The following is an 11,987-nucleotide window of genomic DNA, read 5'->3' on the forward strand; positions in this document are numbered from 1 at the left end:
AAATAAAAAAGGGGTTTGGGAAGGGGATCGTAGATCATATGAAAAAGAATAAAACAGTGACAAGGATCACTACTTCCAAAAAGCAAGGCGGATTGAGAAGAAGGCTGCTCAGAAGCTTTGGAATATTAATGCTGCTAACATGTTTAATGGCCGTTATTAATTTTGGGGTATTAAAAAATTTAACAAATCATACGGAAAGCATCATGAAGGAAGATGTAGAAGGACTGATCCAAAACGAGAAAATGCGATACAATATTGCAGAACGCATTTCATTAATAAACCAGTTTCTTCTATATGGGGACCGAGACATTCGTCAAAAATACGAAGAATTGGCAAAACAGAGCAGCGAGATTCAAAAGCAGTTATTGAAATTGAATTCTTCACAGCAAATGAAGGATTTAGTTGCGAAATGCCACCAATGGGAATTGCTTGTCCGACATGAGGTTTTATTCGACTATGATATGGGGAAAAAGAATGATGCTTTAAAGCAAATGAAAGAAAGTGTACAACCGCTTGGGGAAACGATTATTCAAGAATTTGAAAAAGTGACGTCAGATCGACAAAACGATGTAATCAAAAGCGGAAATAATATGATTCAACTTAGCAATCTATCTATCATCATCATATTAGCTGTTTTGGCCTCCATACTTTTAATCGGTTTCATCATGTCCTTTAAAATGGCTCGTTCCATTACAAATCCTTTGATCAAAATCGCCGGCCAAATGGAGCAAATATCTAAGGGAAATCTAATATTGGAACCGTTATCAATAAAGTCGAAGGATGAAATCGGCGAATTGATGGAAGCTGTCAACGAAATGGGGAATCAGCTTCGAAAGATCGTGCAAGACATTCATCATGCTTCAGATACTATGTCAAAACAAAGCAGCGATTTGCTTTCTTCCTCTAAAGAGCTAAAAGAAGGAAGCAACCAAATCGCTGCGACAATGCAAGAGCTGTCGGCTGGAGCAGAATCGCAAGCTAATTCTGCCTCAGAGCTTTCTGAAGCAATGGGTATGTACATGGATAAGATTTATCAAATACATAGGAATGGAAAAGAAATGTTTGATAAATCGAGAGAAGTGCTGGAGTTGACGGACAATGGCAGCAAGCTGATGAATCAATCGAAAAAACTTTTTGATTATATGTTTACAGGCATGCAAAGCAATATGAAAAAAATTAAAAAACTTGATGAACGCTCAAAACAAATTTCCAAACTCGTTGAAGTTATTCAATCTATAGCTGATCAAACAAATTTGCTCGCGCTAAATGCAGCGATTGAAGCGGCTCGAGCGGGGGAACATGGAAAAGGATTTGCAGTAGTTGCAGACGAGGTCAGAAAATTGGCTGAACAAGTTTCCAGTTCCGTTGTGGATATTCAAAAAATCGTGGAAGAAGTCCATAGCGAGACGAATAAAGTGACGAAAAGCTTTGAATTAGGATTTCAACAAGTAGAATCGGGAATGGATTCAATGAACGAAACGAGTGCCGCATTTCAACAAATTAAAGAAACGATTAAAGAAATTTCCGAAAGAATCAACAATGCTCAAAATGATTTAACTAACATGTTATCAACGAGCGAATCGATTAATGATTCGATTTCCAACATCGCATCGATTTCGGAAGAGGCGGCTGCAGGTATTGAACAAACATCAGCTTCAGCAGCAACAGCAAATGAGTCAGCGGCAACCATTGCTTCACATGCCGAATCCATGTCAAATCTGGCTGGAGATTTGCAATCTTTAGTGAAAAGGTTTCAAGTTCAATAATCAATTTTTACGAACCGTATGACAAAATAAAAGGATGAATGGACTGTAAAGCGTGCAAGCATCTTGCTGCACGCTTTTATTTTTTTTGATAAGAAAAGATTTTGACTGACTGTTTGGTAGAGCACACTTTTAAAATGACAGCGTTTACATAAACTGTTTTTTCCATTAAAATGAGCATTATAAAATAAAAAAAGGAAAAGGGGATTGGAAATGTTTTTTTCCTATACTCAAGAAGAAATGGAGAGGGCTTTAAACTTGTTTCATACGCTTGCAAAAGCGTATAAAAACGTTTCGGATCACGCCAATCGAGACAGCAAGGAGCATGGTTTGAATCCAACCGAATATGCTGTATTGGAGCTTCTGTACATAAAGGGTCCGCAAAAACTTCAGCAAATCGGGTCAAAACTATTGCTTGTCAGCGGTAATGTAACTTATGTTATTGACAAGCTTGAAAAAAACGGATGGATTTATCGGGAAAAAAATCCGAAAGATAAACGGTCAGTTTATGCAAATTTATCGGAGAAGGGGCGCCAATATTTTGATGAAATATATCCGATCCGCGCCTTAAGGATGGCGAGAGTTTTTTCCGGCCTATCCGAAGAAGAACAAGTGCAATTGATCGAACTGTTAAAAAAAGCTGCAGACTCCAGCAATAGTGTGCTGTTTCGATAATTTTTATGAATGAAATTCTATGTAATTATTGAATAAAGCTATGTTTATACCGATATAAAAAATGAGAACCCATAGTTGAGGAAGTGTTAAAATAATGGATCGCCTTTTTCAACAATTTTATGACCTCATTTTTCAATTTCACCCTGATATGATCGTTTTTTGTGATCCAAGCGGATTGGTCAAGGAAGGCAACCGAATGGCTGCGCATTTTTTGCAAAAGAAAGGTTCGATTTATCATTTTTTTCATACTTCATCCAGAAAAGAGATTCAGCATCTTTTTGAACAGGTGAGGATAACCGGCGAACCTGCAACTTTTGAGGCAGTTGTTGAGGAAACGCCTTCGTCCATCTTATGCCTTCCTTTATATAGCAATAATTTTTTTTATGGTTATGCGCTGATTATAAGAGATATTTCAAAAGTAAAGGAAGCGGATGAGAAGATTCAATATTTAACGCAATTTGACGATTTGACAAAGCTGCCAAATGAACAAGCTACTTTCAACCGTTTAGAGTATTTATGCCAAACAGAAAAAAATCCTGCTGCAGTTGTGAAGTTTCAAATTAACCGCTATAAATACATAAACGAAATTTTTGGGAAAGATATTAGTAATGAAGTGATTAAGTCATTTGCAAGGCAGTTAAGAAATATTTTTCCCGATACATACTTTATAGGTCGTCTGTCAAATGACGAGTTTTTAGTTATTGTTTACAATGTTGTAAATAAAGATGAGATGATTCGTGATATTGTGCATCGTATCAATAAGCTGGAAGATATACTTGTCATCAACGATTTGGAAATTTATTACGATTATAGCATTGGCATCGTGTTTTACCCGGTTCATGGAAGAACGCCGAAAACTTTAATTAAAAATAGTGAAATTGCTATCAAAATGGGGAAAGAAAAAAACGAGCGCATTGCCCAATTTAATAATCATAACAGCAAATCGATCGAACGAAGAATTTTTATAGAAAATGAGCTTTACAAAGCTGTGAAAAAAAGAGATTTATGTTTATATTATCAACCGATCGTCGATACAAAAGAAAAAAAAATTACCGGCTTTGAAGTGCTGCTCAGATGGAAACATAAAGAGCTTGGGATGATTCCCCCTTCAGAATTTATACCGATTGCGGAAGATACAGGGCTTATCGTAGAAATCGGCAAATGGAGCATGGAAAAAGCTTGCCAGCAATTAAAGGAATGGAGAGATAAGGGCTTCTGTGACTTGAAAATCAGTGTCAATTTATCTATTAAACAATTTTACCAGCATGATGTTGTGAAAATGATTACGGATTACTTGACGATGTATGAAATTCCGCCTGAATGCTTTGAGCTTGAATTTACCGAAACCGTCCCAATGTACAATTTTGAATGGTTTTTGGAAATCATCCGCAAGTTAAAGAAACTAAATATAGGTTTGAGCATCGATGATTTCGGAACAGGCTATAGTTCGCTCAGCTATTTAACGAAGCTGAAGCTGGATAAAATTAAAATTGACCGTTCTTTTATCCAAAACATTTATTTAGAGCACGACCATAATGTCGTTGTAAAAACGATCATTGCTCTAGCGCAAAATTTGAAGCTTTCCATCGTAGCGGAAGGCGTCGAAAAAAAAGAACAAGTATTTTTTCTGAATCGCCACCATTGTTTTCAAATGCAAGGTTTTTATTTCAGCAAGCCTGTTTCATCTGATGAAGCATTCCAACTTTTGCAAAATTGGCCTGAAAAGAAAAAGCAATTGTTCATTTGAAAATCTTGATCGTCGGATTTCGATTGATTGCTCTTAAAAAAACATTCTGCTTTTAACAGGTGAAACCGGCAATTTTGCCGGTTTCAACGAACGAATTAGCTCTGGCTTTTTTGAAAAAGCCGAAATGTAATATTTACCATCCCCACCAAGATGCTCCGACAATAATGAGAAGAATGAACAGAACGACGATTAACGCAAAGCCTCCGCCGTATCCTCCAGATACTCCAGACATATGAAAACCTCCTTGTGAAATGTTTTATTTCAGTTATAAACTATGCTGAAGAAGCTCAAGTTGTATAGGCGGTTTTCATAATAAATGCTCGACGATGGCTTTAATTTTTTCATGCTGATCGATGGAAAAATAATGTTTCATTGGACAAATACCTGATTTTACCCTGTTGATGCAGTAGTCCATTGTAAAAGATTCAGCATCAAGCTGTTCATTGACTTCATTCCAATGAAGCGGAGCGGCAACCGTTCCATTTTCGTTTCCTCTGACGGAATAAGGTGAAATGATCGTTTTTCCCTCTGCATGCTGTAAAAAGTCAATATAAAGGCGGCTGCCCCGGTTTTTCTTCAAGCGTTCAATCGTAAATTCGTTCGGATGCTGTTCTGCTAAATAATTAGCGAAAAAAGACGTAAACCGCCTCGTTTCCTCATATGAGAAAATGTTGGTGCCGATCGGAATATGAACTTGAATTCCTTTGTTTCCGGAAAGCTTTGGAAAGGAGGCAATCTCAAACCGATCTAAACATTCCTTCAGCTTGTTTGCAGCATAAACAGCCAAATGAAATTCGTTTTTCGACGGCGGATCTAAATCAAATACAATTTCTGCCGGCTGTTTTTCCTTCCACGTATTAAAGGGGATATGAAATTCAATTGCGAGCTGGTTGCCAAGCCACATAAGCGTTTTTTTGTCATTGCAAATGATATAATGAATCCCGTCGATTGTTTTTGTCTGAATAAATTCCGGGGCATAATCAGGACAATTTTTTTGAAAAAATGCTTCTCCCAACAAACCGTGCGGATAGCGGATCACCGTTAAGGGGCGGTCTTTTAAAAATGGAAGCATATAATCGGAAATTTCCAATAAATAAAGCAAAAAATCTTGTTTTTGTATATCGTGTTTCGGCCAAAGAGGTTTTTCAATATGTGTGACAGCCATATCTTTGACATTGGCTTCAGCCATTTTCAGCTGCAAAAAAGTGCAGTCTGTCCAATCATGTTCCAATGCAAAGGAATGGAAAGAAGGTTCTCTTAAACTGCCGCCGTCAATGGAAAGAAACCGTACTTTCATGCAAATGGCCGGCTCTATAGTATATAGATGGTTTTCCTTTTTTCCTTTCTTTTTTATAATCTCCAACAACGCTTGTTTTTGGTTGTCAGGCATACCGTGAGAAAAAACGCCGGCTTGCACAATTGTTCCTTTATGATGAACAGAAATATGCATGTAGCCGTTGTTTGAATCAAATCCAGTGACAAAAAAGAGCGCTTCTTTAAAGTTTTTGATTTTCAGCCATTGTGATGTTCTTTTCTTGTTCTCATATGTGCTTAACATATGTTTGCAAACAACGCCTTCTCCTTCATGCTGGACAATTTTTTCCCATAATTGGGAAAACTGATGATATGCTTGAATCATTTGGATCGGGACCGGATTCTCTGGACTAACATGCAACGGTAAACCGAGTTGTTGAAATACGGAGGATAGTAGTTCTTTTCGGTTGGAAAGGGGTTTTTTTGTTATATCCTCTCCTTGCAGCAAAAGTATATCGAAAACGAGAAGCTGATATGCTTCGGTCGTTTCATCGCTTTTTCTTTTCCATTTTCTTTTTAAAGAGGCAACATCAGCAGAAAAAGCTGTTTTGAGCATAACAAGCTCTCCGTCCAAAACAAGCGGAAAAAAAGGACGCCATTTTTCTATTTGTTTTTCGATAAAATGTTTAATTTCCGGGAACGATGGGGATAAATCGTTTCCATTTCGGCTCATGAGAGAAATACGATCTTCGTCCGCTTGCAATATCGTGCGAAAACCATCATATTTTGGCTCATATAGCCATTGCTCCCCTTCCGGAATATGGAAAGATAATGTCGGCATCATCGGTTGCATAGTGTTCACCCTTAAAGATTGGAGGATAGATTTGTGAAAAATGCAGTTTTTTTAGACAGAGACGGCGTTGTAAATGAAGTGATGACCAATCGTGTCCGTTTCGTAAATAAGCCTGAAGATTTTTATTTGTTAAAAGGAGCAGCTGAAGCTGTTGCGCTTTTGAACAGATCCAATTTTGACGTTTTCGTTGTCACAAATCAGGGCGGAATCGGATTAGGATACATGTCAGAAAAAATGCTCCACAAAATCCATGAAAAAATGGTTCGTGAAATTGAAAAAAAAGGCGGAACGATTAAAGAGGTTGCCTATTGTCCCCACGCGCCGAAAGAAGGCTGCGCCTGCCGTAAGCCGGAGCCGAAGATGATTGTTGATTTGGCAAAGAAATATAACATCAATATAGAGAACAGTTATATGATTGGCGATCGTGAAGTGGATATCGCTGCCGGAAAGGCTGCAGGAGCTAAAACGATATTAGTAGGCAGCCGCCATCAAGAAAAAATAGCTGATTTTCATTTTCCGGATTTGCTGTCGGCCGCCCGCTTTATTGTCCGGCAAAGCTAGGCTTTTTTGCGGGTCGTTTTCGTTTTTTTGCCTGCTGCTCCGCTTTTTTCTTCTCCCTTTTTATTTAATGATTTTGAGCGTTCGATGCTTGCCTCAAGCGCACTCATTAAATCGACTACGTTCTTTTTTGGAGACGGTTCAGCCGTTTTTGTTTCGTTTTGCTGTACTTTTTCTTCAATTTTTTCTTGAATCCGCAAACGGTATTCATCTTGATATTTCTCCGGTTGGAACGTTGTTGTCAGCTGATCGATAAGCAGCATGGCAGCGTCCAGCTCTTTTTTTTCAATATTGGTATTTTGAGGAACCCCGGGAACGTCACGGGCGTTTCGCACTTCATCTGGATAATGAATCGTTTCCATTAAAATGACGTCCTCATATGTCCGGATGACAGCCAATTGTTGTTTAGAGCGCATTGAAATCTTTCCAATTCCAATCTTCCCTGATTGTTTCAATGCTTCACGAAGCAATGCATACACTTTTTGTCCGTTTTCGCCTGGACCGATATAATATGACCGGTTAAAATAAATCGGATCAATTTCCGGCAAATTCACGAAATCGACGATTTCAACCGTTTTGTCTTCATTTTCTTCCTTCAGAGCTGCTAATTCCTCATCTGTTAAAATAATGAATTTGCCTTGTACATATTCGAACCCTTTCACAATGTCATCGTTGCCAACTTCTTCGTCGCAGTTTGGACAACGTTTTGCGTATTGAATTGGGGTATGGCATTTTTTGTGAAGCTGACGAAATTTCATATCCTTGTCTTCTGTAGCAGAAAACAGTTTGACCGGGATGTTGACGAGCCCGAAGGATATGGAACCTTTCCACATTGTATGCATATTCATTCCGCCTTTCCGTAAGTTACCTTTTCTTTCTCTTTATTTTTTGCAAAAGGATCAGAATGATTTGTGTTAAAAAATGTAAGTTACATACTCGAAAACCGGTTCATACAAATTCCGAAAAAAGAAAAAATCGGCAATTTGCCGATTTTACGGTTGAACCAATTATTTTTTTTCATTTTTTTCTTCTTCGTCAAGAATTCCTTTTGTAGCCAGCTTGAATTCCCGCAACGTTTTTCCTGCTGCTTTTCCAAGCTCCGGAAGCTTGCTCGGTCCAAAAAGCAAAAGTGCAACGAAAATGATTAAAATAAATTCTGTCCAACCAATTCCCATGTTCTATTCCTCCTAAAAAATGTTCCATTTCATGCCGTTATGCAATCGGAACATGAACAAATAAAACTTATGAAACATCATCCAACATCATTTTACCCTAAACAATATGAAAAATGAAGCATTTGGACGAACATGGGAAAGGATAAAATGTTTGTATTATTTACAAAAGTCTATTTTAAGGCTGTTTTCCGCTAAAATCAGCCTGAGCTTGTGCAATTAAACGCTTTGTCATTTCTCCGCCAACAGATCCGTTTGCGCGTGAGGTAGTATTTGAACCAAGGTGGACACCAAACTCTTGCGCGATTTCCATTTTAAATTGTTCAAGAGCTTGTTCAACTCCTGGAACAATTAATTGATTTCGCCTTGCCATTCGAATTCAACTCCTTTTTGCCTGTTTACGCATAGTTTGCAAAAAAGAAGTGATCTGATGTGTGGAACTTGTTGGTTAAAAATAAACAATGTAGTTGACCGTAAAATGTTGATATTGGTATGAATTTACCAGCATATAAAAGGAAATGTAAGAAAACTATATAAAAAAACTATTCAGTACAAACTGACCATTAAATATAAGAGATATCCGCTATATACCGCGTTTGTGTCCATCAAGAAAAATTAGTTATACTTATAAAGCAACGAATCGTTCGGGTTTACATATTTTTATTATGAGCTATTAAAGCTTAGTATGACAATTTTATCGGCGTATTATTTTGAAAATATTGAATTTTAGAAAAAGGGGTGGAAAAATGCCGATCATTGAGGTGAAAAATTTAACAAAAATTTTTGGTAAAAACCCCGCTCAAGCATTGAAGCTACTAGATGAAGGATTTTCAAAGCATGAAATTTTACAAAAAACCGGACATACAGTGGGAGTGAATCGCGCTTCCTTTTCCGTTGAGGCTGGAGAAATTTTCGTCATTATGGGGTTGTCTGGAAGCGGCAAATCAACATTGATAAGATTGCTCAACCGGTTGATTGAACCGACTAAAGGAAGCATTTTTATCGATGGGGACAATTTATCAAAAATGGATAAAAAATCATTGCGAGAGGTGCGGAGAAAAAAAATCAGCATGGTTTTTCAACGATTTGCCCTATTTCCGCACCGAACGGTTTTAGAAAATGCAGAATTCGGACTTGAAATTCAAAAGGTCCCAAAAGAAGAACGAAGGGAGAAGGCAATCAAAGCGCTTGAAATGGTCGGATTAGGACAATATTTGGAGCAAAAGCCTAATCAGCTGTCAGGCGGAATGCAGCAGCGCGTAGGACTTGCGAGAGCATTGGCAAATGATCCTGAAGTGCTGTTGATGGATGAGGCCTTTTCAGCCTTGGATCCGCTTATCCGAAAAGAAATGCAGGATGAATTGCTCGATCTTCAAGGGACGATGAAGAAAACCATTATATTTATTACACATGATTTAGATGAAGCTTTGCGGCTTGGAGACCGGATTGCCTTAATGAAAGACGGATCGATTGTGCAAATCGGTACGCCCGAAGAGATTTTAATGAATCCGGCAAACGACTATGTCGAAAAATTCGTTGAAGATGTAGACAGATCGAAAATATTGACGGCGCAGCATATTATGAAACGGCCCGAAACGATCAATATTGAAAAGCATGGACCGCGTGTTGCATTGGAAAGAATGAGAGAAGAAGGGATATCCACCATTTTCGTTGTTGACAGCAAACGGAATTTAAAAGGTTATGTAACAGCTGATGATGCATCAGAAGCAAGAAAAAAAGATGTTCGTGATATTGAAGAAATATTGCGGACAAATGTTCCGAAGGTTGAAAAGGACACACCAATGTATGATATTTTTACGGTCATCCACGACTCGCCGATACCAGTAGCAGTAGTCGAAAAGGAAAAATTAATAGGGATTATCGTTCGCGGGTCAGTCATCGCGGCTCTTGCAGGTGAAAGCGAGGTGAGCACAAACAGTGCTGAATAATGTGTTGGATTTTGTTCCGAAAATTCCAGTTGCGGAAAAGATCAAACAATTTACGGACTGGGTGACAAATTCTTTTTCGTTTTTGTTTGATCCGTTAAAAAAATATTTTGAGGATTTAATGGAATATGTGGCGGATTTGTTGGGGGCTGTGCCGCCTGTTCTAGTCATATTGATCGTTGCCGTTATTGCCTTTTTTATAAGCGGAAAAAGGTTTGGCCTGCCGGCATTTTCCATCGTCGGCCTTTGGTTTATTTACAACCAAGAGCTTTGGGATCATTTAATAAATACATTTACTTTAGTTTTGATCGCAAGTTTATTATCCGTCATCATCGGTATTCCAATAGGTATTTTAATGTCTAAAAGCAGAACAGCGGAAGCAATGATTACTCCTATCTTGGATTTTATGCAAACGATGCCTGCATTTGTCTACTTAATACCTGCCGTTGCTTTTTTTGGCATCGGCATGGTGCCGGGAGTGTTTGCATCATTAATTTTCGCGACACCTCCTACCGTTCGTTTTACGAATTTAGGAATTCGCCAGGTGCCGAAAGAATTGATTGAAGCTTCTGATGCATTCGGTAGCACAGCAGTTCAAAAACTATTTAAAGTAGAACTGCCGATGGCGAGAGCTACAATTATGGCCGGAATCAATCAAACCGTCATGCTGGCATTATCAATGGTTGTCATTGCCTCGATGATTGGAGCGCCTGGTCTTGGAAGAAACGTGTTATCCGCTTTGCAGCGCGCTCAAATTGGTCCCGGATTTGTTGCAGGTATCGGTATTGTCATATTAGCCATCATTATCGACCGCTTCACTCAAAGCATGAACAAGAAGCATGATCATGTATAGCAAGTTGGTCTCTTTTCGAATTGAAAAATTAAAAAGGAGTTTTGATATTTATGTTTAAACGAATTTGGAAACGCCTAGGACTTGTTGTTGGAATTTCCTTGTCGCTTTTAGTGGCTGGCTGCGGATCAAACGGGGGATCTGAAGGCGGGGCGGCAGATGAAGGAAAAATAAAATTGGTTTACGTGGAATGGGATACGGAAGTCGCCTCCGCCCATGTCATCAAAAAAGTTTTAGAAGATCAAGGATTCGATGTGGACATTACACCTGTTGATAATGCCGTTATGTGGGAATCTGTTGCAAAAGGTGAGGCAGACGGCATGGTTGCCGCCTGGCTGCCGGCTACTCACGGAGATTTATATGAAGAATATAAAGATCAGCTGGAGGATTTAGGTCCAAACTTGGAGGGTGCAAAAATCGGGCTCGTCGTTCCGAAATATATGGACATTCAATCAATTGAAGAGCTCGATCAATATGCTGGCAAATTAAACAAAACGATTACAGGCATTGAACCTGGAGCGGGCGTTGTAAAATCAGCGGAAAACGCTGTTAAAACATATGAAAGCCTAAAAGGCTGGCAAGTCCAAACATCTTCAAGCGGAGCTATGGCAACGGCTTTAGGGGAAGCTTATAAAAATAAAGAACCAATTGTCGTTACAGGCTGGTCCCCGCATTGGAAATTTGCTGCATATGACTTAAAATTTTTGGAAGATCCGAAAGGCTCCTTTGGGAAAGAAGAACATATATCCACAATCGTTCGAAAGGGATTAAAAGAAGATATGCCGAAAGCATATAAAATTTTGGATCAATTCTCATGGACTGCTGAAGATATTGAACAAGTCATGTTGGAAATTTCAGAAGGCAGTGATCCTGCTAAAGCAGCAGAAGATTGGGTCGAAGCAAATCAAGGTAAAGTGGCAGAATGGACAAAAGGTGTGGAATGATCTATTTTAAGAGGGGCTGTACAGAAAGTCAAATCTCCATTGAAAACAAAAAATCATAAACACCGATATATCAACGTTTCTAACACATTAATGGGGGCGTCTATAAGCCGTAAAAACGACTTATTAGACACCCCCTTCTTACCTCTAGTCAAGTATTTTTTATTAAATAATTTGGTTAATATAGATTTTATTTTGGAAGGAAGGGGGACCCCTTCCTTCCAAAAT

The 11,987-nt window shown here is 38.6% G+C and carries 12 protein-coding genes; 7 read left to right on the plus strand and 5 right to left on the minus strand.

All coding sequences use genetic code 11. The annotated features are described in order from the left end of the window. The first annotated feature begins 38 nt into the window (after positions 1 to 38). The 3 genes from FB379_RS16875 (at position 39) to FB379_RS16885 (ending at position 4,185) form a co-directional block, all read left to right on the plus strand. Positions 39 to 1,766 carry a methyl-accepting chemotaxis protein gene (locus FB379_RS16875; protein ID WP_144598472.1) on the plus strand — a complete coding sequence of 576 codons (1,728 nt, stop codon included), beginning with the start codon at positions 39 to 41 and terminating at the stop codon, positions 1,764 to 1,766. A 210-nt stretch (positions 1,767 to 1,976) separates the two neighbouring features. After that, positions 1,977 to 2,438 (plus strand): MarR family winged helix-turn-helix transcriptional regulator, encoded by a 462-nt coding sequence (locus FB379_RS16880; RefSeq protein WP_063389390.1) that lies wholly within the window; start codon positions 1,977 to 1,979, stop codon positions 2,436 to 2,438. Positions 2,439 to 2,532: 94 nt separating this feature from the next. Then, the gene (locus FB379_RS16885) at positions 2,533 to 4,185 is read left to right on the plus strand and encodes a bifunctional diguanylate cyclase/phosphodiesterase (protein WP_144598473.1); all 1,653 of its coding nucleotides are present in this window, start codon (positions 2,533 to 2,535) and stop codon (positions 4,183 to 4,185) included. A gap of 133 nt (positions 4,186 to 4,318) precedes the next feature. On the opposite strand, the gene FB379_RS16890 is transcribed toward FB379_RS16885, so the two are convergent. Together FB379_RS16890 and FB379_RS16895 are read right to left on the minus strand one after the other, a co-directional pair. Beyond that, positions 4,319 to 4,417, minus strand: coding sequence for a YjcZ family sporulation protein (locus tag FB379_RS16890; protein ID WP_063389388.1), 99 nt, complete (start codon positions 4,415 to 4,417; stop codon positions 4,319 to 4,321). A 75-nt stretch (positions 4,418 to 4,492) separates the two neighbouring features. After that, complete coding sequence (locus FB379_RS16895) at positions 4,493 to 6,292, minus strand: DNA ligase D (protein WP_144598474.1); 1,800 nt, start codon at positions 6,290 to 6,292, stop codon at positions 4,493 to 4,495. A 33-nt stretch (positions 6,293 to 6,325) separates the two neighbouring features. Here FB379_RS16895 and FB379_RS16900 point away from each other — a divergent pair, with 33 nt between their 5' ends. Continuing rightward, the gene (locus FB379_RS16900; RefSeq protein ID WP_063389386.1) at positions 6,326 to 6,853 is read left to right on the plus strand and encodes a D-glycero-alpha-D-manno-heptose-1,7-bisphosphate 7-phosphatase; all 528 of its coding nucleotides are present in this window, start codon (positions 6,326 to 6,328) and stop codon (positions 6,851 to 6,853) included. On the opposite strand, the gene ku is transcribed toward FB379_RS16900, so the two are convergent. The 3 genes from ku to FB379_RS16915 form a co-directional block, all read right to left on the minus strand. Continuing rightward, complete coding sequence (ku, locus tag FB379_RS16905; protein ID WP_066250830.1) at positions 6,850 to 7,692, minus strand: non-homologous end joining protein Ku; 843 nt, start codon at positions 7,690 to 7,692, stop codon at positions 6,850 to 6,852. The genes FB379_RS16900 and ku overlap by 4 nt on opposite strands. Positions 7,693 to 7,857: 165 nt before the next feature. Next, positions 7,858 to 8,025, minus strand: a complete 168-nt coding sequence (locus FB379_RS16910) for a twin-arginine translocase TatA/TatE family subunit (protein WP_063389384.1) — start codon at positions 8,023 to 8,025, stop codon at positions 7,858 to 7,860. Between the two features lie 175 nt (positions 8,026 to 8,200). Beyond that, positions 8,201 to 8,395, minus strand: coding sequence for an alpha/beta-type small acid-soluble spore protein (locus tag FB379_RS16915; protein ID WP_063389383.1), 195 nt, complete (start codon positions 8,393 to 8,395; stop codon positions 8,201 to 8,203). A gap of 373 nt (positions 8,396 to 8,768) precedes the next feature. Between FB379_RS16915 and FB379_RS16920 the strand changes: the two genes are divergently transcribed. The 3 genes from FB379_RS16920 to FB379_RS16930 are packed head-to-tail and all read left to right on the plus strand — an operon-like array spanning position 8,769 to position 11,762. Further along, on the plus strand, positions 8,769 to 9,971 hold the full coding sequence (locus FB379_RS16920) for a quaternary amine ABC transporter ATP-binding protein (RefSeq protein ID WP_063389382.1): 1,203 nt from the start codon (positions 8,769 to 8,771) through the stop codon (positions 9,969 to 9,971). Beyond that, entirely contained in the window at positions 9,961 to 10,821 is an 861-nt protein-coding gene (locus FB379_RS16925) for an ABC transporter permease (RefSeq protein WP_277874813.1), read from the plus strand. Before FB379_RS16920 ends, FB379_RS16925 begins: the two co-directional genes overlap by 11 nt. A 50-nt stretch (positions 10,822 to 10,871) precedes the next feature. Further along, positions 10,872 to 11,762 (plus strand): glycine betaine ABC transporter substrate-binding protein, encoded by an 891-nt coding sequence (locus FB379_RS16930; protein ID WP_063389381.1) that lies wholly within the window; start codon positions 10,872 to 10,874, stop codon positions 11,760 to 11,762. The last annotated feature ends 225 nt before the right edge of the window (positions 11,763 to 11,987 follow it).

Source organism: Aeribacillus composti, assembly GCF_007827555.1.
In the GTDB taxonomy this organism is placed as follows: domain Bacteria; phylum Bacillota; class Bacilli; order Bacillales; family Aeribacillaceae; genus Aeribacillus; species Aeribacillus composti.